We start from the raw sequence: 24470 nt of genomic DNA, 5'->3' as shown, positions 1-24470 counted from the left end.
GGGGAGCCATGTACAGAAGAACCGTTCGACGCCTAGCCATCGTCGCCGTCACGGCCATGGCGCTTTCCGCCGCCCCCTGCGCCTGGGCCGCGACGACAAGCAGCAGCACCACGGGCGATGCCTTCTACACCTACGGCGGGAGTGCGCCGCTGTCCTCGTTCGCGCCCGGCACCGTGCTCAACTCGCGGACCCTGCAGTACCACATCGAGGGCATCGCCACGCCGGTCACCGCGATCCAGCTGCTCTACCGGACCACCGACGCCCAGGGGCGACCGGCCGCGAACGTGACCTCGGTGGTGCGCAGCATCACGGGCAACACCACGAAGGCAGTGTCCTACCAGTCGTTCTACGACTCCCTGAACCCGCAGGACGGACCCTCCCGGGCGATCGCCGGGAAGGTGACCCTGGGCGGGACGATCGCCAACTTCGAATCCGCCGCCCTCTCGGCACTGGTGCTGCAGGGTGACAACCTCGTCATCCCGGACACCGAGGGCCAGTCCGCGGACTTCGCGGCCGGGCCGGAGTACGCCTTCAACACCCTGGACTCGATCCGGGCCGCGATCAACTCCCCCTTGACCGGGCTGAACGGCGGGACCAGGTTCGGCCTGATGGGCTACTCCGGCGGCTCCATCGCCACCGACTGGGCGGCGGCACTCGCCCCGAGCTACGCGCCCGACGTCAACCGGAAGCTCGTCGGCTTCGCCGAGGGCGGGGTGCTCGTCGACCCGGCGCACAACCTGAAGTACGTCAACGGCTCACTGGTCTGGTCCGGCGTCATCCCGATGTCGCTCATCGGGGTCTCCCGTTCGTTCGGCATCGATCTGACGCCGTACCTGAACAGCTACGGTCTCCAGGTCTACAGCCGGCTGCAGAACGGCTCGCTGCTCGACGCACTCGGCCACTACCCCGGTCTGACCTGGCAGCAGATCGCGAAGCCCCAGTACGCCAACCCGGACTCGGTGGCCGCGTTCGTCGAGGCGGTGAACAGGGTCGACCTGGGCTCGGCCCCCACCCCGACCGTCCCCGGCTACATCGCCCAGGGTGACGGGGGCGTGCTGGAGGGAACCTTCGCCAACCCGCCCGGCGTCGGAACCGGCGACGGCGTCATGGTCGCCGGCGACGTGCGGGCGCTGGCCAACCAGTACTGCGCCACCGGCGACAGCTCGATCAGCTACGACCAGTACAACCTGCTCAGCCACGTCGGAGCGGCGCCGGCATGGGCGCTCAAGGCAGGCTCGTGGCTCAACGACCGGTTCGCGGGCAAGCCGGCCCCGTCCGACTGCGGACACATCCCGGCGGGAAACTCGCTCGCGCCGGAGCGGACAGTTCCCTCACTCTGACGATCCGTCAGTTCTCCCGGGGTCAAGGGGTCGCAGGCACAACCCCTGTCGTCCTGATTGGAGTTTGATCCAGAGCCGCGAGCAGCGGACGGGGCGCCGGGGCGACGAGTTGCGGATCGACGGTGAGCGTGGTGACGCCCAGCGGTTCGGCGAGGGCGCGCAGGGCGGGCTCGGCGAGGGCGATCCAGGGGTGGGCGGGGCCGAGGGCGGCGGTGAGCCGCTGTTCGGTGGTGAAGCCGACCGCTGTGCGGTCACCGAGCGGGGTGCGGAAGAAGCGGGCCGTGTGACCCAGTGGGCCCGGCCGGACGGGGACGAGCAACTGTCCGGCCGGGACGGGTTCGGAAGGCTCCGGGTCTTCCGAGCTGTGGTGCTGGTACATGGGTTCCTCCAGGAAGGTCATGACGTCCGACTGACGCTATCCCCGCATCCGGCGACGGGTTGCCGGGCCCTGACGTCCCCTTGATCCCGGCGGCCGATCTCCTGACACGGCATTGACGGCGGCCGTGCGTGGGGCGGCGTGTGTCAAGGGTTCGTCAGAGCGGGCCCGGATCGCGTAGCCGGCGCATCAAGGCCCGGTGCGGGCGGTGCGGATCGGGTTTCCACTGGTCAGGAACGGGCTTGTCAGCGGCCCTGAGAACGGGAAGAAGTGCGTGATCATGACCATAGTCAGCTACGAACTCGTCGGGTTCGACAGCTCCCCCTCCGGCAGCCCGCGCCGACCGGCCGCCCCCACCCGGACCGTGACCCGGCCGCGCGACCTCCTCCGGCTGCCCTCGCTGCCCCAGCCCGAGGGCAGCGGCGCCCCCATCGACCCCTCGCCGGAACGCTGCCGGGATTCGGCGGCCCGCTGTCGGATCGCCATGGAGTTCCTGGACTGACCTCCCGTCAACACGGCCCCTGTCCGCCCCATCACGAGGAGCACAGCCCTCCATCCACGAGGAACGATCGCCTGTCAGTCCCGTCCGCCACACTGCCGCCCATGAACACTCCTGGTGGGGCAGCCGGCATCGAATCGGGCCCGCAACCGAACACCGTCCTGCTCGACACACCGTGGGCTGAACTGAGCCACGCGTACGGGTCGGCCGAGGACACACCGGCCCTGCTGGTCGGGCTGCTGGACGAGGACCCCGAGGTCCAGGCCCATACCCTGGGCCAGCTGCAGATGTCCGTCCTCCACCAGGGCTCGCTCTACAGCGGTACCGCGCCGGTCGCGCTGTTCGTGGCCGGGATCCTGGACCATCCGCGCGCCTCGGCCGCGCACGAGAGCGAGTACCCGTGGGACGACCGGGTCCGCCCACTGCGTGCCGCGCTGCTGGAGTGGCTGGGAGAGATCGCCGAGTCGGTCGGCCACCACGACGACCGCGAGCAGGATCCCGAGTACCCCGACCCGGCCGACCTCGCGGCCTGTCGCGCCGCCCGCCCCGCGATCCACCAGGCCGTGGCTCCCTACCTGGCCGATCCCGACCCCGTCGTTCGCGAGGCTGCCGTCGGTGCCGTCGGCCACCTCCTCAAGGCTCCCGAACTCCGCGACCGGATACCCGACGCCGCCCGGCGGCTTCGCACCATCCTCGCCGCGAGCGGGGACCGGCGGGAGCGTGCTGCGGCCGTTCTGACCCTCGTCGCCTGGGCACAGGACACCGGCGATCTGCTCACCGACCCGGATCCGGCGATCCGCGCCTGTGCCGCCCTCGCCCCGCTCCCCGCCGAGGACCCGCGCCCCACCGCGATCCTTCTGGAGGCACTGTCGGACCCGCAGGCCGCCGACCACTGGTTCGACGCCGAACCGCTCCCGCAGCTGGCCGGCTGGTTCCGTTTCACCCTCCTCCAAGCCCTGCTGGCCCGTACCACCGCCCTGGAGGAAGTCCTCGACGCCGCCCTGGCCCTGATACCCATGGCCAACGACTACACCGTCGAACGTGACTGGGGACCGCTCATGCTGCGCGCTTTCCCCGAGGGCAACGGCGGCAACGCCGGTGAGGCGGCGCTCACCGACGCTCAACGCCGACTCCTCAGCGCCATCGCGGCCAAGGACGACTGCTGGGGCAACATCGGCAACAAGATCACCTGGCTGCGCAGAGCCGGACTCCCGACGGACCGCGCCGCTTTCCGCGCCCTTCTGGCAGCCGACGACCGGCCCCTCGACCGCTGACGGCGGGCGCACTCTGACGCCGGGAGCACTCCGCAGTCATGCCGTGCCCTGGACTAGGCCGGCCGGGCCGGTACCTGTGGATCAGTGGGCCGGTGCCGCCTCGCCCCGCGTTGCCAGCGCGCTGCGGTCGAGCAGCAGTAGGGCGAGGTCGTCGGCCTGGCAGCGGATTTCCGGGATGGCGGTGGTCTCCAGCAGGTTGCCTCGGCGCAGCGAGCCCAGCGTCCACAGCGGTGCCGGTGCCCGGTCGTCGGCGGGGCGCAGTCGGCCGCCGGCGGTGGTGTCGAAGCCGCCGCCGACGGGGGCCGGAGTGCCGAGGCCGGTGCTGAGCAGGTCGGTGACCAGGGTGTCGTCGATCCTGGTGAGGTCTGCCTCGGAGCCGGTGCAGTTCAGTACCGCGCCCACCCGCAGCCGGCGACCGTTGTCCAACCGGACCTCGACCACATCGCCGTGGGCGTCCGCGGTGGTCTTGGTGTCGGCCACGGTGCCCCGGCCGATGCTGACCTGGCCCGCGTCCACTGCGGTGCGCAGGGCCCTGGCACTGACCGGCGGGATCCGGTGGCGGTGGGTCTCCCAGAGCCGCAGGTCCTGGGCCAGCAGCCGCGCCTGGTCGGCGGGTGAAAGCTGCTGCCACAGGGCGCTGGTGACGGGACGAAGGCTGTCGACCCCCATCCGCCAGTCGCCGTGGACGCGGCGGCAGTAGGCGATCTGGCGCAGCACCGCCCGGCGCAGCCCGGCCAGCCCTGAGCGGGCGTCGAGCTCCGGGGTGGCCGGGGCGAGGATCGGGGTGGTGGCGTGCGGCTGGGGGACCAGGCCGTGCCGCGACAGCGCGTGCACCACGCGTCCGGGGCGCTGCAGACTGAGCGCCATGTCCACCATGGTCAGTCCGGTGCCCACGAGCAGCACATCGCGGTCCTCGGGGACCGTCGCCAGTGCGCCGGGTGCCCAGGGGTCGGCCAGGAACATCCCCGAGGCGCGCAGCTCCGGTGGTACCCAGGCCAGGCCGGGCGCGAAGTTGCCCAGGGCCAGCACCGCGGCGTCGAAGTCGAGCGACTGCCCGCCGCGCAGCCGCAGGCTCAGCGGCGAGGCGGCCGATGACGCGGCAGAAGGCTGGTGGGTGATGCCGACGACGCGGTCGGGCACCCGGACCAGGTCGGGGGCGGCGTGGTGCTTGCCGGCCGTTTCCAGGCTCTCGGCGAGGTACCGGCCGAAGAGGCCGCGGGGCACGAAGTCGTGCTCGCCGCCGCGGTCGCCGAGCCAGCGCACGAAGTGACCGGGATCGTCCCGGTGGGCGCTCATCCGGCCGGCCGGGACGTTCAGCAGGTGGTGCGGCGCGTCGGTGCCGAACGCCAGCCCCCGGCCGGCGGGTTCGGGGTCGATGAGCCAGATCCGGGCAGGCGCGGGCCGGCCGGCGGCCGCGTTGTGGAGCAGCCGCAGCGCTGTCAGGGTGCCGGCGGCTCCCGCGCCCACCACGGCGATGTCGTGAGCGGTCCTGCTGTGGTTCACTGCTCGCCCTCGGGTGCGCGGTAGATTCGGCGGATGCTGGTGCCCAGCCGGGCGATGTCCGCGCCGTAGACGTGGATCGAGATCGCCTTGGTCGGACAGGAGTTGCGCACCCGGTGGATGTCGCCGGGCGGTGCGAAGGCGGCGATCGCGCCGGTGGGGTTCACCACGTCCTCGGTCGGGACCAGCCGGGAGGTCCGCCCGTCGGTCATCAGCCGGTAGCGGCGCTCGCGCTCCTGCCCCTCGTACACACCAGTGACGCACCAGGAGACGTGGTCGTGGATCTGGGTCTGTTGGCCCGGCAGCCAGACCAGGGCGACGATCGAGAAGCTGCCGTCCCGCTCGGCGTGCAGCACGTGCTGCCGGTAGCCGTCGGGATCGCCCTCGCGCTGGTCGGCGGTCAGCAGGTCCGCGGTGTCGAGCACCGGAGCGAGCAGCTCGCCGACCAGATGGGCCGTCAACTCCGGTGGTAACCCGCGCTGGATGACCTCACGGATCTCGGCGACGAGGTCGTCGATCCGTGGCGTGGTCCGGGCGACGACTGCGCCGGACGCAGTGGGAGACGTCATGCTGCCACCATCGAGCCGACCGCGCTGTCCCGTCCAAGGAGGATTCGCAGTCCTTTGCCAAGCAGGGCTTATGAGTCGGTCGCGGGGTGGCGCGTGGCGCGGTGACCGGCGGTGCGGGCACCGGTCACCCGGAGTCGTGGGTCCGGCACGTCGCGTTCCATAAGCAGAAGTTGGGTGTCCCAGGAAATAGCTGATGAGCAGTCAACTCTCTTGCGCCACACCGGAATGGTCTTGCAGATCAAGGTTTCGGTTGGCGTGTTCCTGGCGAAGTACTTCAACCATGGGCTTGTCGCCGGTTGCCGGTCATCCTGCTGTTGCTGTCTTCCGTGCGCCCCGAGGTGGGCGGCCCGCTCCGGTGTTGGGCCTGCGGGTCGACGCCGAGGCGAGGCGGACCGCAAACGTCCTGGCCGGGGTGGCGACCCACGCCAGACCGGTCGATCGGACCGTCGCACTGCGGCAGGCCACTGCGGTTGCCGGTGAGTTGGTGGCCGCGCTGTCGGCGCTGGCTCCGGCGGTGGTCGGTGAGGCGGTGCCGGCGGAGTCGACCAGTCAGTCGTTCTTCCGGGTCCGTGAGGTGGAACTGTCGGACCAGCAGGCTGCCCTGCACGGTGTCCTGGTCATCCACCGCGGTCTGGCAGACCTGTGTGATGCTCCGCTGTCGGGTGCCGATCTGGCGGTGGAGGTGGCCGGGATGCGGCAGTCGGTGCTCGACCTCACCGGCGTGGCGCTCGACCTCACCGGCGCGGGGCTCGACGTGACCGGCGTGGCGCTCGACCTCAACGGCGTGGCGGCGGACGCAGAGCCTGGACCTGTCCGGTCGCCGGCTCTCCCTGAGCCCGCCGCCGAGCCTTCGTTGGAGAGCGAGTGGACTGCTCGGTGGCTCATCGGCCACCAGGTCCACGTCCTGTTCAACATCTGCGCCGCGGTCGCCGTGGCCGACGCCACCCGCCATCTGCGGCACGGCGAGGACGCTGCCGCGCTGCGACGGCTGGCAGACGCGACGGTGTACGTGCGCGGTTTCCCGGCGGCCATGACCCACGCCAGTACGATCCCGGCCGACTACTACATGGCGGCGGTCCGCCACACCATGGCGCCCCCGTCGGTGGACGTCCCGTTGAGCGGGCGCCAGCATCGCGGATACAAGCTGTTCCGGGCGGCGATGAAGGACCTGTTGTCGGTGGTCCCCGACTCCTACGAGCACCTGGCGGCCCGCGCCCCGGAGTTGGCCGAGGCACGCGGCGCTCTGCTGGAAGCCGACATCGTGGACGGCGAACGGCACGTCACCCTCGCGTACTCGATGGTGCATCTGCGCCGTTCCATCGCTAAGAAGCCGGAAGGCCCCGACAACGCCGTCGCCGAACTACGGCTCATGCGCCATCGCCGCGCGGCCCAGTACGCCGCCCTGATCCGATTCGGGGACCACTACATCGCCGACGCCGTGGCCGGCCTGCGCCACCCGTGAGTCCCGCGTGTCCGCCGCCCACACCCGTCGCAGGAGAGCTGATGCCCGGCACCACTGAACACACTGTCGCCGAACACACTGTCGCCCCCGACTGGGAACTCGATCCGGCCGATGCCGACGCGTGCGAGCGGCTCGCCCGCACCCTGTGCGGCAACCCGCACGACCAGGTCGACAGCCCCGAGTGGGTCGCCCGGGCCCGGGACGCCTGGGACGACCTTCCGCTACCGCTGCGCCGCGCGGTGCGCCGGTTCCGAAGGCACTCCGGCCCGCACGGCACACTGGTGATCGGCGGCCTGCCCGTCGATCAGGCAGCCCTGCCCGCCACACCGGCCGTCCTCGGCTCGGTCCAGCGCGAGGCCGCCGTCCCGGCCGCGGTGCTCACCATGGTGGCCTGCGGGCTCGGCGATCCGCTCGCCTACCAGGCCGAGAAGTCCGGTGCCCTGGTGCAGGACGTCGTCCCCGTGCCCGGGCAGGAGACCTTCCACGGCAACGCCGGATCGGTGCCGCTGTCCTTCCACACCGAGAACGGCTTCCACCCCCACCCACCCGACTACGTGGTCTTCCTGTGCCTGCGCGCCGACCACGACCAGCTCGCCGGCATGCGGGTCGCCGGCATCCGCGAAGCCCTGCCGCTCCTCACCCCGGCCGCCCGCCAGGCCTTGTTCGCACCGGAGTTCATCACCACACCACCACCCTCCTTCGGCACCGGCGCTGCCACCGGTGAGCCCGCCGCCGAGCCCCGGCCGGTGCTGTCGGGAGCAGCCGAGGACCCCGACATCCGGATGGCCCAACTCGTCACCACCCCGCTCACCCCTCGCGCCACCGCGGCGCTGGCCGAATTCGGCCGCGCCTGCGAGGCGACCGCCCGCACCCTGCGGCTGTCTCCCGGCGACCTGGTCGTCATCGACAACCGCGTCACCGTCCACGGCCGCACCGCTTTTCAGCCCCGCTACGACGGAGCGGACCGCTGGCTGCAACGCACCTACGTCACCACCGACCTGCGCCGCTCCCGCGACCACCGCCCGCACGACGGCCACGTACTCGCCCGCTGACCCGTGGGTTTCCGCACCACGGCTACCCCGGGATCCTCGACGATCTCTGAGTGTGCTGACCGGGAGGGGGCACGGTGATCACCGAACTGGAACGCGACATCGCCGGATACGTACGGGAGTACGCCGCGGGGAGCGCCCACGGGCTGGCCGACGCACTGTCGGAGGTGCTGCAGCCGCGGACGTTCGCAGGGTTGTTGGAGGGGATCGCGGTCGACGAGGCGCGGTTCGCGGCCGTGTTGGGGCGTTCGGTCTGGCATCCGAACGGCTTCGCGAAGATCGTGCTGCTCGTCGGGGAGCAGTTCCGGCTTCGGTTGCACACCTGGGAGGGCGGCGAGGCCGTGGGGGACGCGCCGCAGGAGAACATCCACAACCACCGCTGGGACTTCACCGCCGCGATCCTGGCCGGGGGCTATCGCCACCAGGAGTTCCAGCCGCGCGCGTCCGGCGCCCCCTTCCTCGGCTACCGGTACCAGCCCTCCGCCGACCGCTCCTCGTACGCGCTGGTCCCCCTCGGGCCTCGCACGCTGGACTGCGTCTTCGAGGCGGACCTCACTCGTGGCAGCCGTTATCTCATGTCCCGCACGCTCTACCACCGCGTCGTGCCCCGCCAGGGCGCCGGGACGGTGAGCCTGGTGCTGGAGGGACCGCACCAGCCAACCCCGGTGGAGGTCTTCGCCGAGCCCGGCGTGACGCTGCCGGAGGAGGCCCCGCTCCCTCGACTCTCGCCACAGCTGCTGGTCCGGCAACTGCGGGCGGCGGCCGAGTTGCTGCTGCCGTAGGCCTGAGATTGCCCTTTGAAGGAAGTGATGAGACGTGTGAAGTCGGCTCGGCCGACCTCTCACGCCAGTAGGAGACGATCCAACGGGGGCTCGCCTGCTGCTCGGCGTGGGCCGAGTTGGTGGCGGCGCGCCAGGTGGCGATGAGGTGCGCGGTCTTCGCCTCCAGATCAGGGTCGCGCCAGGAGCCCTGCAACGCGACCAGGACAGGCAGGTGGAAGGACCCCTTGATTCGGTGCTCGACGTGCACGAGGTCCGGAGCAAGGCGAAGTTCCCGGCGATGTACGGGCCGGCGAAGAAGAGCCCGAACAGTACGGTCTGACCTGGCCCGGCCTGATCCTCGTAACGACAAGCGGCCTGTGGCCCAACTACTCCGCCGGGTCGGTGCGGCGGCGGCGTTGGTGATAGGTGAGGAGGAGGCCGGCGAGGGCGGTGGCTGTGCCGGCGGCTTCGGCGAGGGCGGAGGCGGTCTTCTCGGGGTACCAGACCGGCTCGTACATGTTGGGCAGGGGGCCGAGGGGGCCGACGTCGACGTAGCGGTAGAGGAGGACGGCGCCCACGCCTGCGGCTGCCACGGCGAAGGCGAAGGCCCAGACGGCCACGCGGCGGCCGGCCAGGAGTAGGAGGGCGGCGCCCAGGGCGGCGGCGCCGGCCTCGATCCGGAAGAGCGTGCCCTGGCTGATGTCGTTGCGGATGTAGTCGAAGCTCGGCGCGAGGTCGGCGTGGACGTAGGCGTCGACCGTCAGCGCTGCGGCCGTGAGCAGTCGTAGCAGCCACAGGGCGAGGGCTGCCGTGCTCATCGACGCTACCTGGGGACGGTGGCGCCACGTTTGTGCTCTTGGGGCGGCCATACCTACGGATACGGCTGCGGCGGTCCGGTCGTTCAAACGGTGTGGGGACGGTGCTCAGGGCACCAGCACCAGCAGGACGGGTCCGGTGGCGAAGGTCATGGCGCTGCCGTCGGGCAGGGTGAACGAGGTGCCGGCGGCGGGGTCGGGCCTGTTCCAGTGAGTGCTCCAGACGCTGCCGTCGCGCAGTACCTCGGCCGGGCCGGAGCCGGTGGTCTGGGTGAACACCTCGTTGTCGGGGTGACCGGCGTTGTGGTCGGTGAACAGGCCGGGGACGATGCTGACGTGCTGGACCACGACGGTCGCGGTGCCGGACCAGGCCGGGTGGCCGTCCACGGCGACGTCGTAGCTGCTGCCGTTGAAGTGGACGCCGATGGACGCGGCGGGCAGGTGCCAGGTCATGCTGCCGAGCGGGCTGCCGCCGCCCGGTGCGGCGCCGAACACGAAGCCGGGGGAGCGGGCGGGTACGGACGGGAACTTGGCGAGGATCTGGTGCGGGTCGACGAAGGTGGGGTCCATGGCGCGGTGGGTGAAGGCGCCGGGGTCGGTGAACGGGGTGACGTTCTGCAGGTCGGCCTGGGCGAGGAGCGGGAGGAGACCGCTGATGGCTCCGCTGTAGGCGAGGTCGAGGTGCCCGTACTGCTGGAGGAGCGGGATGTCGGTCTGCCGGGCGGAGCGCACGGGGCCGATCATGGCGGGCAGGTGGTTGGCGTCGTAGACGGCAAGGAAGCGGGACAGGCCGCCCTCGACCTGGATCCAGTACACGATGTCGGCCTGCGCGAGTCCCTGGTGGATCGCCTGGGTGTGCGCGCCGACGTTGTCGATCTTCACGGCGAGGGTGTTGCCCGCCATGCCGGTGTTGTCGAGCGGGTTGGGGACCTGCGCGGGCGGTGGTGAGGCCGGCGGCGTGGTCGGTGGCGTGGTTGATGGCGCGGGCTGGGTCGGGGCCGGTGGTGGCGCCGACTGCGCGGGTGGCTTGGGTGCGGAGTGACCGCATCCCTGGACGGCGACGAGCCCGATTCCGGCTCCGGCCGCCGCGAGCGGCAGTCCGATCTTCACGTGGGTGCGCAGGCCCGCGTACCGGGCTGCCGGTGCGCCGGCCGGGCTGCAGGTGTTCACCGAAAGCCCCTTTCGCCTCTACCGGTTGATACGATCGATTGTCGTACTGATGGGCGGATTCACCATGGCCAATGCGCAGAGCGGGGCATCGGAGCGGGACGAGCTGCTGCCGCTGCGGGACGAGCTGCTGCCGCTGGACGAGGGCGGCGAGTCGGCCTGCTGGCTCGACCGGCTGTGCCCGGCCTGCGGGCGAATGCCGGACGGAGCGGCCCCCGCGCACTGCAGCGGCTGCGGCGAACCGCTGGGCCGGGGCTGACGCGGGGGGCGACCGTCTCGGTGGGCGTCCGGCCTGGTCGAAGGCCAGCGATGACGCGGGCCGGGACGCGGGCCGGGACGCAGGCGGGGACCTGGGCCGGGACGCGGGCGGGGACCTGGGCGGGGATGCAGGCACGGACGCGCGCAGGAAGGGCAGCGGACCGCACAGGTAGGCGGTGGTGCCCTCGGGCAGGTCGAGGCCACCGAGGCCACCGAGGCCACCGAGGCCGCTGAGGCCGCTGAGGCCGCTGAGGTCGGCGCGGCCGGTGCGTTCGGCGGGCCAGTCGCCCTCGGGCTGCTCGTACCAGACGTGGGCCTTTAGGGCCGCGTGAACCGATGCCGCAGCACGCCGCACCCGGGTCGGTGGGGTCGGTGTGCGCACGGTGCCTGCCGGTTCGCGGCCCCCGGCGCAACGCCCGACCGCCACTGATGCTTAAATCGACGCCTGCGTCAGAAGGGTTCAATGGTCCAGGGGGTGACGGTGGGAGCACTGGGTCTCGCACGGGGGATCGAGGCGGTGTACGCCGGCCGAGGAGACAGTGCGGAGCTGGTCGACCTGTTGCGGAGTGCGACCGTACTCTGCCCGCTGGTCGACGGTGAGCCGCTGGTGGCGGAGTTGGGCTCGATCCAGTGGATCTACGCGTTCACCGACGAGGCGGCGCTGGCCCGCTTCGCCGTGGCGCGCGGCGACGGGGACCGTGAGTGGGACTTCGCCCGGATCGAGGGCGACCTGCTGTTGGACGTGGCGGTGCCGGCGCTCGACGGGCCGGGCGGGGTGGCCGTGAACGTGGGCTCGCCGGCGCCGATGTCGTTCCCCTCGGTGGTGACGCGATGAGCAGCAACGCGCAGAGCAGCGGCGGCGCTTCGGGTGCGGGCTACACCGTCCACCCGAACGCGCTGGAGAGCGCGGCCAAGGGCATCAACGACGCCATCGCCGAGTTGAAGACGCTCGGCTTCGACGGCGAGGCGGTGGAGGGCCGCGGCTTCGGCCACATGTCCATGGACACCTGGCAGTTCGGGCACGACAAGGCGCACGCCGCATTCTCGCACTTCCTGGACCGTTGGGGCTGGGGCGTGCGCACGCTGGTCCAGGACGGCAACCAGATCGCGGTGCGCCTGGGCCTGAGCGCCGGCCTCTACTACCAGCAGGAGCAGTACGTGGAGGGCGTGTTGAAGGACGCCGTCAACGCCGGCATGGGCAACCCGCACCTGACCGACGAGCAGGTCGAGGCCCAGTCCTGGAGCAAGACCTGGGCGGACAACCCGATCAACGACGACATCATGCACCCGGACAACGCCCAGGACTTCGCCAAGGCCAACGAGAACATCAAGAAGACCTGGACGGCCGAGGGCAAGGACTTCGTGAAGACCGAGAAGGCACGCGGCGGCCTCGACCTGCTGGCCGGGCTGCTGTGAGTGACGTGAAGGCGGGCATGCCGCCGGGGGTCGGCTTCGCCTACTTCCTCCCCGAGATGGACCTCGGCAAGACCGACGACCCGAAGCAGCTGCTGCACGGCGACCCCGACCAGCTGCACAAGAACGCCGTCCACCTGCGCAAGTTCCAGATCGCCTTCGAGGAGACCTACTCCGGCCTCGCCGCGCTGGACACCGAGCACTGGCAGGGCAAGGCCGGCGAGGCGTTCCGGGCCAAGTACCTGGAGCACCCGAAGAAGTGGGCGGACGCCTCGATCGCGTGCGGCGACGCCGCGATCGCGCTGGAGGACTTCGCGCACATCGTGGCCTGGGCCCAGGACCAGGCCCAGCAGGCGCACGACACCTACCAGCGCGCCGAGAACACCAGCAAGACCGCCAAGTCGCAGCACGACCAGTCGGTCAAGGACTACAACCAGGGCATCGACAGCTACAACAAGGCCGTCGCCGCCGGGCAGTTCCCGGACCGCAAGCCGACCGACCCGGGCCCGTTCCAGGACCCGGGCGACGCGGACCGCAAGGCCGCCCACGACCAGCTCGCCGAGGCCCGCCGCCAGCGCGACGCGGCGGCCGAGAAGGTCGCGCGGGTGCTCGACCACGCCACCGAGCTCGCGCCCAAGAAGCCGGGCTTCTGGCAGCAGATGAAGGACGACCTGCACGACCTGGTCGAGGAGGCGCCGAACGAGGTCGTCCACCTGGCCGGCGGGGTGGTCAAGGGCGTGGGCGACATGCTGAAGTTCGCCCGCTCGCTCAACCCGGAGGATCCGTACAACATCACCCACCCGGCGCAGTACGTCGACGGCGTGTCGACCACGCTGGCCGGCCTGGTGAACGCCGGCCAGCACCCGACCAAGCTGCTCAAGGGCCTGATCGGCGACGGCTGGGGTTCGGACCCCTCACAGGCCTTCGGCAAGCTGATCCCCAACCTGGTGCTCACCGCCGCCACGGACGGCGCGGGCGCCGCCGAGGGGGTGTCGGCCGACCTCGCCGAGGCCGGAGCCAAGGACGTGGCCACGACCGCCGCCGAGAGCGGTGCGGAGAAGGCCGGGACCAGCGCCGCCGAGGACGCCGGCAAGTTCCCCGCCGACTTCGGCGCCCCGCTCTCCGTCCCGGCCGCCGGCGGTGCGCCGGTCCTCGACACCGCGGCCATGGAGAGCGCCCAGACCTCGCTCGACAACATCGCCAAGGGCATCGAGGACCTCGAGCCGGACCTGTCCCACGTCACCACCGACCCGGCCGACCCGCTCAAGGTCGCCGCCAACCCCAACGTGGACGTCGGCTCGATCAAGGGCAACCCGCTCTGGCGCACCAGCAACGAGCCGCTCTACCGCTGGGACGGCCGGACACCCGACGAGATCATCGCCGACCAGGGCTTCCAGCCCAAGGACGTCGGGAACACCGACCTGCCCCGCTACGTCAGCCACAACGAGGACTCCGCGTTCGTCGGCACCAGTCGCGACCCCGCCTACACGCGCAACAAGCCCTACCGGTACGAGATCGACGCGCCCGGCGGCATCGACGTCAACGCCACGATCCCCGACAACACCTTCGCGGCCGAGTCGGAGATCGCGATGCCCGGCGGCGTCAAACTGGAGAACATCAAGGGCTGGCAGCCGTGGGACGACGCCAGGAAGAAGTTCGGCCCGTTCGAGCCCAACCCGTACTACAAGCCGAGTGCGGGTGCCGGGGGAGCCGCGCCACCGCCCGTCCCGTGAACCGTAAGATCATCTGGCAGGTGGAGGAGAGGAAGCCCCGATCATGAGCGCGCAGCCCGAGCAGCAGCCGCAGGCCCAGCAGCAGGCCCCGCAGCAGGAGCCGCCGCAGCCGGAGCAGCGGCCCGAGCCGCCGCTCACCGAGGAGATGCGCGCCGCGGCCAGGAGCCGCCCCAACAGCTGGCTGTACGCGACCGATCCGGCGTTCGGGCCGGACGAGCAGGTGCCGCCGTTCGGGATCATCGGCGGCTGGCAGGTGGACGAGCACGGGGTCATCGCCGGGTTCTGGCACAACCCGCAGTACCGGCCCTCCCCCCAGTCGCTCGGCCTGCCCGCGCCGCACAGTCCGGCGGAGGCCGCGCTGCAACGGGCGGCCACCGGCTACGGCGACTCGGAGCAGCTGCTCGCCGAGCTGGCGCAGGCCCCGCTGCTGCTGCTCGCCCGGCCCGAGGACGACAGTCTCTACGTCGAGAACGGCGTGGTCGACGCCTGCACCTCCGCCGAGCTGGTCCCCCCGACCTGGCCCGGCTGGCGCCAGGTGACGGGCCGTCAGCTGGCGGCGGCGCTGCCGACGGGCGGTGTCCGGCTCAACCCGGGCAGCAGCGTCTGCGTCACCATTCCGCTGGCGGACGTTGCCGAGGTCGCGCCGTGACGGTCGGCGAGCTGCGGCTCCCGCCCCTGACTGCCGGCCGGCGGCCGGCCGGATCGGCCCTGCTGGGCTGGCTGGACGACCCGCACGCCCCGCGCCTGTGCCTGGTCACCGGCGTCTCGGGCAGCGGCCGGAGCCACCTGCTGCGCTGGCTCGCCACCGCCTGCCCGCCCACCGCTCCCCGTCCGAACCGGCGGGTGCACGTGGTGCTGGACGCCGCCGGGCTGAGCCTGCGCGGCGCCACCTGGCAGCTCGGCCGCGCCTTCGCCCGGGCCACCCGGACACCCGCCGCCCTGCTGGCCGAACTCGCCCGGCTGCCCGAGCCGCCGGTGATCGCCGTCACCGACCTGCAGCGCGCCGCGGACGTGGCGGGGATCGCCAACGACCTGCTCGGGCGGCTGCTGACACTGCCGCGCCTGCGCCTGCTGGTGGAGGGCGTGGCGGTGCCCGGCGTCCCCGAGCCGGCCGTGCTCGACCTGGACGACCCGCAGTGGACCGACCCGCAGCGGTTCGCGGCCTGGTGCGCCACGCTCGGCGCACGACCCGAGGAGGTCTACCCGAGCCCCGGCCTGGCCCTGCTCGCGGCCCGGACCACCGGCGCCGCCCCGGGCGCCGACGTCTGCCAGGCCTGGTGGGAGGCCGTACCCGAGGAGCTGCGCCCGGCCGTCCACGCCCTGGCCGCCGCCGACCGGCCCCTGACGCAACGCCAGTGGGCCGCCCTGCCCGGGGCAGGCGACGAGGACACCGTGCGGCGCGCCGCCGCGCTGCTGCCGGCCCAGCCGGGCGAGTCCGGTTGGCGGCTGTGCCCCGAGCGCCTCGGCGCGCTGGTCGCCGCCTCCGGCCCGGTGCCCGGCCCCGCCGAGCTGGCCGCGGCCCTCACCCGTCAGTTGCCCCAGGCTCCCGACGGCGCCCTCGACTTCGCCACGGCCGACCCCGAACTCGTCCAGCTGCTGGCCGAGTTCACCCTGAGCGCCGGTTCCTCCAGTGACCTGCTGACCAACTCCCGGCTGCTGCTGCGCGCCACCCCCGCGACGATCGGCCGGGTGCTCGACGAGGCCCCCGCCGAGGTGCTCGCGACCCTGACCGGCCGGGCCTGGGACTTGGCAGGGCCGGCGATCACGGCCGTCCCCGATCCCGGCTCCCGGGCGAACGTGCTCCGCCTCCACCTGCTCGCCGAGCAGCCGGCGCCCCAGGCCGACACGCCCTGGCAGCTGGTCTGGGCGCGCTGGTCGCCGCTGCTCGGCATGACGCTCGGTCAGGGGCCTTACGAGGACCGCCTGCTGGTCCTCGAACCGGACGGCCGGCTGCGCGAACTGGACCGGGCGGACGGCCGGGAGGTGGACCTCCCGCGCTTCCTGCCCGAGGTGTCCGGGGCTGCGGCGCCGGACTGTGTGACCTGCACCAGGGGTGGCGACCTGGTCCTGCTCGGCCCCGCCGGAGCCTTCCGGCTGGTACCGCCGCCGTCCGTCGGTTCCTACCGCCACCCCGCACAGGTCGCCACGTGGATCGCCAAGACCTTCGGCGCCACCCTCACCGTGCTCGCTCCGCCCTACGGTGAGAGCACTCCGGGCCTGGCGTCGGGTGACACCGCCGGATACCTCCACTGGTTCCGCACCGACGGCTCCGACCTGCCCTCGCCGGAGCCGCTCCACCAGGGCCCGGTCAGCGCGCTCGCCATCGCCTCGGTGGCGGCGAACGAGGACCTGCTGCTCGCCAGTGGTGGGCTGGACGGCCAGGTCCGGATCTGGGCCCGAGGCCGCCAGCCCCTGGCCACCCCGGCGGACGCCCGGGCCACCCCGGTCAGCGCCATCGCCATGGCCGACACCCCGCACGGCCCGCTGCTGGTCGCCGCCTGGGCCGACGGCTTCGTCCGGCTGCGCCGCCTCACTCAGGAACACCCGGTCGCCGACCTCCTGCTGGGCTCGCCGGTGCGGTTCGCCGCGGTGGACCGGCTCGGCCGGATCTTCCTGGCGACGGAGGACGGCATCCTCGGCCTGCGGCTGACCGACTGAGCGGCAGCCGGCGGCCCGTTCCGGGGGAGGAGGCCGCCGGCGAGGTCTTGACGCCGCATGGGCCCGGGGCGAAGGTGAGCAGCACACTTGAAATGTTACGTGTGCCATTGCACAGTTCGCTCGGCGCCCGCCAGGCGCCACCAGCAGGCTGGGCGGGGCCGCCGGGCCAGGGAGGGGGGCCCATGGAGTTGGAACTTCGGCACCTGCGGGTGCTGTGCACCATCGCCGACAGCGGGAGCGTGGGGCGGGCCGCCGTGGTGCGCGGAGCCTCGCAGCCGGCGACCAGTACTCAACTGCGCCGGATCGAGGGCATCCTGGGTGCGCCGCTGTTCGAGCGCACGGCCGCGGGCGTGGCGCCGACCAGCTTCGGCGTCGAGGTGCTGGCGGCCGCACGTGAGGTGCTGGCCCGGATCGACGGTCTCGGCCGGCTGCCGGGGGAAGAACCCGGGCAGGCCCGGCAGGAGGTGCGCCTGGCGGCGGTCGGCCCCCTGCTGCTGCCCGGGCTGCTCGGCAGGGCGCGACACCAGCGGCCCGATCTGCTGTTCGGCGTGAGCGCCGGCCACCGTTGCTCGGACATCGTCGAGCTGCTGGAGCTGGAGCAGGCGGACGTCGCCATCGCGGTGGACTACCCGGGTGCGGAGCTGCGGCACTCGCCGGCCGTGGCGCACCGCGGCATCGTCACCGAGCCGGCCTTGGTGGCACTGCCGGCCGGCCATCAGCTCTGCCACCGCGCCGAGATCGCGCTGGCGGAGCTGGCCGAGGAGACCTGGCTGCTCGCGCCCGAGGACGGTGCCGGCTGGCCCGGGGTCTTCCACCGGGCCTGCGCCGAGGCCGGTTTCAGGGCGGCGACGGTGCAGGAGTTCCACGGTGGCCGGATGGAGCTGCAGGACATGGTCGCTGCCGGGCTCGGGATCTCGATCGTCCAGCCGACCACCCGGCCGCCGGGCGACGTGGTCGTCAAGCCGCTGGCCGGCACGCCGATCCGGGTCCGGCAGCTGCTGCTCTGGCGGACCGCCGGGGTGGATCCCGAGGTGGTGGAGACGCTGTTCGGCGCCGCGACCGCGGCGTACCGGGAGCTGGTCGCCGGTTCGCCGCGCCCGTGGTGTTATGACCTGAGTATGAATGCCATATGACCTGTGACATTGTTCTGACGAACATTCGATGCCAGGATTCACGCCGAATCCCCCCTCGCCTCGCCTGATGCTCAGTGAGCTCCCCCCACAGGAGAAGGACTTAGCGTGCGTCTGCGTATACCGATCCCCACCCTCATCGCCGTCGTCGCCGGCTGCGCCACCGCCGCCACCGTGCTGCCGGCCCCCGCGTTCGCCGCGTCCGGCCCGGTCACCGCCAAGCCGGCGACCGTGGCCTCCGCCGTCCTCCCGCAGCCGCTCGGCCCGGTGGTCGCCGCCGGCTCCGAGGACCTCGCCCCCGCCGCCGCCCCGCTGCCGCCGGCCCTGCTCGGCCAGGCCGTGATGGGCCAGCCGGCCGGGACGGCCGTGCAGACCACACCCCGTTCGGCCGCGCAGAAGGCGGCTCCGGCCAGGCCCGCCGCGGCCGGCCCGGCCGCCGCACAGAGCTGCACCCCGGCCGACTTCGGCAGCCGGAGCGGCTCCGACCTGGTCTCCTTCGTCCAGAACTCGACCGTCGACTGCGTCAACACGCTGTTCAACGTCACCGGCACCGACGCGGGCAACATCTTCAAGCAGCAGCAGATGCTGACCGTCGCCCACGCCTTCCAGAACCTGGCGGGCAGCTACGCCGGCAACAACTCGACCGGCATCTGGCAGCTGGTGCTCTTCCTGCGGGCCGGCTTCTACGTCCAGTCCTACAACTCGGGCGCGGTCGGGAACTACGACGCCTCGCTCTACAACGCCACCAAGGCCGGTCTGGACGCCTTCTTCGCCGGCAAGCACTGGACCGACGTCACCGACGACAACGGCACCGTGCTCTACGACGTGCTGGTGCTGACCGACAGCGCCAACCTGCAGGGCAAGTACCTGAACGTCTACAAGCAGGTGCTGAACGGCTACGGCAACTCCTACAACGCGTTCCCGAAGATGGTGAAGGCGGTCAACGCCGTCCTGTCCGCGCCGCTGTGGCGGGCCAACTGGAACGCGGACTTCGTCAGCGCGGTCACGGCGGACCCGAGCATCGTCAACACCCTGAGCAGCTTCGCGATCAACCACAAGGACCTGCTCGGCGGGACGAACGCCTACCTCGACTACAACGCGGGCAACGACCTGGCCCGGATGGCCGGCGACAACGCCACCATCGAGGCCGTGGCCAGGCCGCTGGTGAAGACGGTGCTCGACTCCGCGCAGATGACCGGCCCCACCGGCCCGCTGTACGTGCACACCGCCTACCAGGCGAACCAGTACGACGGCACCCAGTGCTCCTACTACAACACCTGCAACCTGGCGGCGAAGCTGACCGCGGCGGTGCTGCCGAACCAACTGGTCTGCGACAACCGCACCTTCGAGACCGAGGCCCTGTCGGCGGCCGACCTGGCGGCGGTCTGCGCCAGCCTGCGCGGTGAGGACACCTTCTTCCACAACCTGGTCAAGGACAGCGGGCCGGTCCCCGGGCAGTACGACAAGACCATCATCCTTGGGGTCTTCGCCAACCAGGCCGACTACGTCAACTACTCCTGGGCGATCTTCGGCAACTCGACCAACAACGGCGGCCAGACCGTCATGGACCCGACCGACCCCAACAACCAGGCCGTGTCGGTGATGTACCAGAAGTCGTGGAAGGACGGCTTCCCGGCGAACGTGTGGAACCTCAACCACGAGTACACGCACTACCTCGACGGCATCTACGACATGAAGGGCAACTTCGGCACCGAGATCTCCGTCCCGGACATCTGGTGGATCGAAGGGGTCGCCGAGTACGAGTCCTACGCCTACCGCGGCACCACCGACACCCAGGCGATGACCGAGGCGGCCAAGCACACCTACAAGCTCAGCACCATCTTCCAGAACACGTACGACAACTCGGACTCGGTCCGCACCTACCCGTGGGGCTACCTCTCGGTCCGGTACATGTTCGAGAAGCACCCGGCCGACATCGCCACCATGCTCGGCCACTTCCGCACCGGTGACTACCAGGGCGGCTACGCGGTCTACAACTCGATCGGCACCGGCTACGACGCCGACTTCGACAACTGGCTCAACAGCTGCGCCGCCGGCGCCTGTTACGCGGCCGGCCCGACGGCCCTGTTCGACCAGTCGGTGAACGGCGCCACGGTAACCCTGACCGACAAGTCGGTGGAGACCGCCAGTTCGGCCCAGATCACCTCGTGGAACTGGACCTTCGGCGACGGCACCTCGTCCAACCAGCAGAACCCGAGCCACAGTTACGCGGCCGCCGGCACCTACACCGTCGACCTGACGGTGACCGACAGCAGCGGCAAGACCGCCAGCACCCCGTCCTCGGTCACCGTGACCGTCGGCAGCGGCCCCGTCACCCTGCCGACCTGCACCGACGTGCGCACCGACGCGATGGGCCAGAACTGCTCCCGGCCCAACCGCGCCGAGACCGCCGGCAACACGGACTACCTGTACGTCTACCTGCCGGCCGGCACCACCACGCTGAAGGTCTCCACCGCCGGCGGCACCGGCACCGCGTACCTGTACTACAACGCGGACGGCTGGGCCTCGCCGAGCGCCTTCACCGCCTCCTCCACCAACCCCGGCACCACCCAGAGCATCACCGTCACCAACCCCACGGCCGGCTACCGGTACCTCAGCCTCTACGCCAACACCGACTTCAGCGGTGTCACGGTCAGCACCCAGTTCTGAGCTTTGGAACCTGAGCACTGACCTCTGAGTTCGGCTCACCCCGGGCAGTCACGGCCAGGGCGGCTTTCCGCCGCCCCGTGACTGCCCGGCAGTCGTTTCCGCCCGGTGGGCCGGGGCCGGGGCTGGGGGGCCGCCGGCGTCGTCCAGGCATCACGCGTTGTAGCCGGTGACCCGGCCGGGGCCGTCGGCGCCGCCGTAGGTGGTGTGGGCCCAGGTGTCGGTGATCGGGGCGGCGGTGGCGTCGTTGGCGAGGTGGGGCAGGCCGTACATGTCCTCGACCGTCCGCAGGACGTTGTAGTGGTTGACGGTCTCGCCGTAGCTGCCGGGGTGGACGTCGGCGCCGTAGAAGACGGTGGGGATGTGGTTGACGGTCTCGAAGTCGTCCTCGTCGAAGGTGACGACGAGCAGGCTGTTGTGGGTCCGGGCCCAGCTCGCGTAGCCGCCCAGGGTGTTCCTCACCCAGGTGTCGCCCTCGAGGATGTTGTTGTCGTGCATCGACTCGGACTGGTTGCCGTGCACGAAGGTGACGGTCGGCAGCGCCGCGTAGCCCGCGTCGGTGGTCGGGAAGCCGCAGCCCTGACCGACGGTCGGGGACGGGCAGCTCAGCCACTTGTCCACCGGGTTCGGGCTGGTCGCCGTCCCCGGCAGGTCCGCGAAGCGCAGCCAGGCGGCGGGGGTGGCCTCGTCGGAGTAGTCGCGGAAGCTGTATCCGTGCTGGATCAACTCGTTGGGCAGGTTGTCCGCGTGCACCGACCCCGGCGGGGGTGGTGTGCTGTTGGTCAGACCCTGGGTGGAGCCGGACATCAGGGCGTAGTAGTTGGGCAGGCTGGGGTGCCGGACGCCGTGCGAGTCGCTGAACGAAGCACCCTGCTGGGCAAGGGAGTTGATGTACGGCGCCTGCGCGGTGTTGCCGATGATGGTGTCGTGGCTCTGGTTCTCCATCATCACGATGACCACGTGGTCCGGCTTCGGCAGCCCGGAGGCCGCAGTTACGGGGGCGGCCGCTCCGGCCGCGCAGCCGGCGAGGAGCGTCGCGACCGGCAGCGAGCCGAACACGCGGCATCGGTTCAGGAATCGGTTCACGGGTGTGCTCCTCGGTGGTGGAGAGCGGATTCCTGCTGCTGAGCGGCCGCAGGGTGGACGCAGAGGCTAGCGTGAGGATGCCCGCGAAACCGCGCCGATGAGAGCGGGACCGACACAATCCCCCGCTGATGTTCGGCTCGCGGACGGCGGGACGTTCCCCCGGCTTCACCGGTCGAGCCCGCAGCGGGTAAGCGGTTGCCATCGGGGACGGTGCGGAGACGGCGACGACCCCACGATCAAGGAAGGCCCCGGACTTCGATCAGGTTTGCGTGGTGCGCCCATGGCCTTTCCTGTGGCGGCAGTGCCTGAGCCGTGCAGTGCCTGGGGTGTGGGGTGTCTGCGTCCCGCTACGCGGGTCGGGTTAGGGGTACCCAATAGTGGCGGCCCGCATTGTTCGGGGTGGTCGGCTCGGCGACTGTTGCAGCAAGGGGATTTCCCCTGTGGAAGCCAGGAGCCTCAGATGTCCACCCCAACTGCCACCGCAACCGCCATCACCTGCCGCACGGCCTCTCTCCGCACCAGCACCGAGCCCTCGTCCGTGCCGGAGCTGCGGCAGTTCGCGCGGGCCGTGGCACAGGAGTGGGGAGTGCCCGGTGAGGTGGACGAGGCGCTGGCGCTGATCGTCACGGAACTGGTCGCCAATGCCGTCCGGCACAGCGGCAGTCCCGAGGTGGCGCTGCTGCTGTCCGTCACCGGCCTGGTGCTGACCGTCGAGGTCCGGGACCGCGGGCACTGGCGGGCTCGGGCCCGCAGACGCTGCGCCGAGGACACGGCGTGCAACGGGCGCGGCCTGCAGTTGGTGGCGGCGTACGCCTCGGTCTGCGAGGTCAGCCGGACCCGCAGCGGTACCCGGGTGGTGGCCGAGCTGCGACTCGCCGCCTGAGCGGTGGCGGAGGAAACGCGGCCAGGCGGGCGAGCCGGGCCGCGTTTTGGCGTGTGCCGGTGAATTCGGCCCAGAGCGGTGGCGTTGAGGGCCGGCGCGAAGGATGAGTGTCTGAATTGCACCGATTCGGGATGGTTTCACGAGGCCGTGCCCCCGACGGTGGGAGGCAGGAGTCGTCCACCAGTCGGGGAGTTCCCGCCGAGCTGACGGCCGCAGTTCTCCGCACCGTCCGTCGGCGGCTCACTCCGCGCCGTCGGCGGGCGGCGCTCCGCTGTGCCCAAACAGGGACCGCTTCAGAGGTTTAAAAGTCCGAAAGCTAGCATGGTGGGTACCGCCTAGCTCGAAAGATGGACCTGTGACTGTCAATGAGGACGTGTTCACGAACTGGAAGACCCGCGAGGAGATCGCGGAGTCGATGATCCCGATCATCGGCCGACTGCACCGGGAGAGGGACGTCACCGTCCTGCTGCACAGCCGCTCCCTGGTGAACAAGTCGGTGGTCAGCATCCTCAAGACGCACCGGTTCGCCCGCCAGATCGCCGGTGAGGAGCTCTCGGTCACCGAGACCCTGCCGTTCCTGCAGGCGCTCACCGCGCTCGATCTCGGTCCCTCCCAGATCGACATCGGCATGCTCGCCGCGACCTACGCCACCGACAGCCGGGGTCTGTCGGTGGCGGAGTTCACCGCGGAGGCGGTCGCCGGCGCCACGGGGGCCAACAAGCTGGACCGCCGCGAGCCGCGCGATGTGGTGCTCTACGGGTTCGGTCGGATCGGTCGCCTGCTGGCCCGCCTGCTGATCGAGAAGGCCGGTTCGGGCAACGGTCTGCGGCTGCGCGCCATCGTGGTCCGCAAGAGCGACGACGACGACATCGTCCGCCGGGCCTCGCTGCTGCGCCGGGACTCCATCCACGGCCAGTTCCAGGGCACCATCACGGTCGACGAGGCGAACAACAAGATCATCGCCAACGGCACCGAGATCGCGGTGATCTACTCGAACGACCCGACCACCGTGGACTACACGGCGTACGGCATCAACGACGCGATCCTGGTCGACAACACCGGCCGCTGGCGCGACCGCGAGGGCCTGTCGAAGCACCTGCGCCCCGGTATCGCCAAGGTGGTGCTGACCGCGCCGGGCAAGGGCGACGTCCCCAACATCGTGCACGGCGTCAACCACGACACGATCAAGCCGGACGAGCAGATCCTGTCCTGCGCCTCCTGCACCACCAACGCGATCGTCCCGCCGCTGAAGGCGATGGCGGACGAGTACGGCGTGCTGCGCGGCCACGTGGAGACCGTCCACTCGTTCACCAACGACCAGAACCTGCTGGACAACTACCACAGCTCGGACCGCCGCGGCCGTTCGGCGGCGCTCAACATGGTGATCACCGAGACCGGTGCCGCCTCCGCCGTCGCCAAGGCGCTGCCCGACCTCAACGCGAAGATCACCGGCAGTTCGATCCGGGTGCCGGTGCCGGACGTCTCGATCGCGATCCTCAACCTGCAGCTCGCGCGTGAGACCACCCGCGAGGAGGTCCTCGACTACCTGCGCGACGTGTCGCTGACCTCGCCGCTCAGGCGTCAGATCGACTTCATCAGCGCTCCCGACGCGGTCTCCAGCGACTTCATCGGCTCGCGCCACGCTTCGATCGTGGACGCCGGCGCCACCAAGGTCGAGGGCGACAACGCGATCCTCTACCTGTGGTACGACAACGAGTTCGGCTACTCCTGCCAGGTCGTCCGGGTCGTCCAGCACGTCTCCGGGGTCGAGTACCCGACCTACCCGGCCCCGGCGGTCGCGGGGGATCTCGCGCAGTGAGCTGACGATCC

General features: G+C 71.3%; 22 protein-coding genes. 16 read left to right on the top strand and 6 right to left on the bottom strand.

Features of this window, described 5'->3' with window-relative positions:
- The first annotated feature begins 8 nt into the window (after positions 1 to 8).
- Positions 9 to 1340, top strand: a complete 1332-nt coding sequence (locus tag BR98_RS08630; RefSeq protein WP_035841514.1) for a lipase family protein — start codon at positions 9 to 11, stop codon at positions 1338 to 1340.
- Positions 1341 to 1362: 22 nt separating this feature from the next.
- Here BR98_RS08630 and BR98_RS08625 read toward each other — a convergent pair whose 3' ends face one another.
- Positions 1363 to 1719 (bottom strand): SAV_915 family protein, encoded by a 357-nt coding sequence (locus BR98_RS08625; RefSeq protein ID WP_035843659.1) that lies wholly within the window; start codon positions 1717 to 1719, stop codon positions 1363 to 1365.
- Between the two features lie 277 nt (positions 1720 to 1996).
- Here BR98_RS08625 and BR98_RS08620 point away from each other — a divergent pair, with 277 nt between their 5' ends.
- Together BR98_RS08620 and BR98_RS08615 are read left to right on the top strand one after the other, a co-directional pair.
- Positions 1997 to 2218: a hypothetical protein gene (locus tag BR98_RS08620; protein WP_157537501.1), complete on the top strand. Its 222-nt coding sequence runs from the start codon at positions 1997 to 1999 to the stop codon at positions 2216 to 2218.
- A 101-nt stretch (positions 2219 to 2319) separates the two neighbouring features.
- Positions 2320 to 3489 carry a hypothetical protein gene (locus BR98_RS08615; protein WP_051969461.1) on the top strand — a complete coding sequence of 390 codons (1170 nt, stop codon included), beginning with the start codon at positions 2320 to 2322 and terminating at the stop codon, positions 3487 to 3489.
- An 81-nt stretch (positions 3490 to 3570) separates the two neighbouring features.
- Here BR98_RS08615 and BR98_RS08610 read toward each other — a convergent pair whose 3' ends face one another.
- Together BR98_RS08610 and BR98_RS08605 are read right to left on the bottom strand one after the other, a co-directional pair.
- Positions 3571 to 4992 (bottom strand): FAD/NAD(P)-binding protein, encoded by a 1422-nt coding sequence (locus BR98_RS08610; RefSeq protein ID WP_051969460.1) that lies wholly within the window; start codon positions 4990 to 4992, stop codon positions 3571 to 3573.
- Entirely contained in the window at positions 4989 to 5558 is a 570-nt protein-coding gene (locus tag BR98_RS08605) for a cysteine dioxygenase family protein (RefSeq protein WP_035841510.1), read from the bottom strand. Before BR98_RS08605 ends, BR98_RS08610 begins: the two co-directional genes overlap by 4 nt.
- Before the next feature lie 355 nt (positions 5559 to 5913).
- On the opposite strand from BR98_RS08605, the gene BR98_RS08600 reads away from it, so the two are divergent.
- From BR98_RS08600 to BR98_RS36135, 3 genes are all read left to right on the top strand, one after another.
- On the top strand, positions 5914 to 7020 hold the full coding sequence (locus BR98_RS08600) for a hypothetical protein (protein WP_232247289.1): 1107 nt from the start codon (positions 5914 to 5916) through the stop codon (positions 7018 to 7020).
- Between the two features lie 41 nt (positions 7021 to 7061).
- Positions 7062 to 8072, top strand: coding sequence for a clavaminate synthase family protein (locus tag BR98_RS08595; RefSeq protein WP_035841506.1), 1011 nt, complete (start codon positions 7062 to 7064; stop codon positions 8070 to 8072).
- 74 nt (positions 8073 to 8146) lie between these two features.
- Complete coding sequence (locus BR98_RS36135; RefSeq protein ID WP_051969459.1) at positions 8147 to 8851, top strand: hypothetical protein; 705 nt, start codon at positions 8147 to 8149, stop codon at positions 8849 to 8851.
- 365 nt (positions 8852 to 9216) lie between these two features.
- Here BR98_RS36135 and BR98_RS08585 read toward each other — a convergent pair whose 3' ends face one another.
- Together BR98_RS08585 and BR98_RS08580 are read right to left on the bottom strand one after the other, a co-directional pair.
- On the bottom strand, positions 9217 to 9648 hold the full coding sequence (locus tag BR98_RS08585) for a hypothetical protein (RefSeq protein ID WP_051969458.1): 432 nt from the start codon (positions 9646 to 9648) through the stop codon (positions 9217 to 9219).
- 105 nt (positions 9649 to 9753) lie between these two features.
- Complete coding sequence (locus tag BR98_RS08580; RefSeq protein ID WP_051969457.1) at positions 9754 to 10815, bottom strand: DUF3048 domain-containing protein; 1062 nt, start codon at positions 10813 to 10815, stop codon at positions 9754 to 9756.
- 49 nt (positions 10816 to 10864) lie between these two features.
- On the opposite strand from BR98_RS08580, the gene BR98_RS08575 reads away from it, so the two are divergent.
- The 8 genes from BR98_RS08575 (at position 10865) to BR98_RS08540 (ending at position 20674) form a co-directional block, all read left to right on the top strand.
- Positions 10865 to 11071, top strand: a complete 207-nt coding sequence (locus BR98_RS08575) for a hypothetical protein (RefSeq protein WP_035841504.1) — start codon at positions 10865 to 10867, stop codon at positions 11069 to 11071.
- Positions 11072 to 11551: 480 nt separating this feature from the next.
- Positions 11552 to 11905, top strand: a complete 354-nt coding sequence (locus BR98_RS08570) for an SseB family protein (protein WP_232247288.1) — start codon at positions 11552 to 11554, stop codon at positions 11903 to 11905.
- Positions 11902 to 12486 carry a hypothetical protein gene (locus tag BR98_RS08565; protein WP_051969455.1) on the top strand — a complete coding sequence of 195 codons (585 nt, stop codon included), beginning with the start codon at positions 11902 to 11904 and terminating at the stop codon, positions 12484 to 12486. Before BR98_RS08570 ends, BR98_RS08565 begins: the two co-directional genes overlap by 4 nt.
- A complete protein-coding gene (locus BR98_RS08560) occupies positions 12483 to 14216 on the top strand; it encodes a putative T7SS-secreted protein (protein WP_157537499.1) in 1734 nt (577 codons plus the stop codon). The genes BR98_RS08565 and BR98_RS08560 overlap by 4 nt, the downstream gene beginning before the upstream one ends.
- A 43-nt stretch (positions 14217 to 14259) precedes the next feature.
- Positions 14260 to 14865 carry a type VII secretion system-associated protein gene (locus tag BR98_RS08555; RefSeq protein WP_051969454.1) on the top strand — a complete coding sequence of 202 codons (606 nt, stop codon included), beginning with the start codon at positions 14260 to 14262 and terminating at the stop codon, positions 14863 to 14865.
- Positions 14862 to 16874: a WD40 repeat domain-containing protein gene (locus BR98_RS08550; RefSeq protein ID WP_035841500.1), complete on the top strand. Its 2013-nt coding sequence runs from the start codon at positions 14862 to 14864 to the stop codon at positions 16872 to 16874. Before BR98_RS08555 ends, BR98_RS08550 begins: the two co-directional genes overlap by 4 nt.
- 182 nt (positions 16875 to 17056) lie before the next feature.
- Positions 17057 to 18007 (top strand): LysR family transcriptional regulator, encoded by a 951-nt coding sequence (locus BR98_RS08545; RefSeq protein WP_035841498.1) that lies wholly within the window; start codon positions 17057 to 17059, stop codon positions 18005 to 18007.
- Positions 18008 to 18112: 105 nt separating this feature from the next.
- Positions 18113 to 20674 (top strand): collagenase, encoded by a 2562-nt coding sequence (locus BR98_RS08540; protein WP_035841497.1) that lies wholly within the window; start codon positions 18113 to 18115, stop codon positions 20672 to 20674.
- A gap of 150 nt (positions 20675 to 20824) precedes the next feature.
- On the opposite strand, the gene BR98_RS08535 is transcribed toward BR98_RS08540, so the two are convergent.
- On the bottom strand, positions 20825 to 21757 hold the full coding sequence (locus BR98_RS08535; RefSeq protein ID WP_051969453.1) for an alkaline phosphatase family protein: 933 nt from the start codon (positions 21755 to 21757) through the stop codon (positions 20825 to 20827).
- Between the two features lie 460 nt (positions 21758 to 22217).
- Here BR98_RS08535 and BR98_RS40175 point away from each other — a divergent pair, with 460 nt between their 5' ends.
- Together BR98_RS40175 and BR98_RS08525 are read left to right on the top strand one after the other, a co-directional pair.
- On the top strand, positions 22218 to 22640 hold the full coding sequence (locus BR98_RS40175; protein ID WP_051969452.1) for an ATP-binding protein: 423 nt from the start codon (positions 22218 to 22220) through the stop codon (positions 22638 to 22640).
- Between the two features lie 355 nt (positions 22641 to 22995).
- Positions 22996 to 24459 (top strand): glyceraldehyde-3-phosphate dehydrogenase, encoded by a 1464-nt coding sequence (locus BR98_RS08525; protein ID WP_035841495.1) that lies wholly within the window; start codon positions 22996 to 22998, stop codon positions 24457 to 24459.
- Positions 24460 to 24470: the final 11 nt, after the last annotated feature.

Origin of the sequence: Kitasatospora azatica KCTC 9699, from assembly GCF_000744785.1 — a bacterium.
In the GTDB taxonomy this organism is placed as follows: Bacteria; Actinomycetota; Actinomycetes; order Streptomycetales; family Streptomycetaceae; genus Kitasatospora; species Kitasatospora azatica.
The sequence above is the reverse complement of the archived record's forward strand: the minus strand, read 5'-3'. Positions and strand labels throughout refer to the sequence as shown.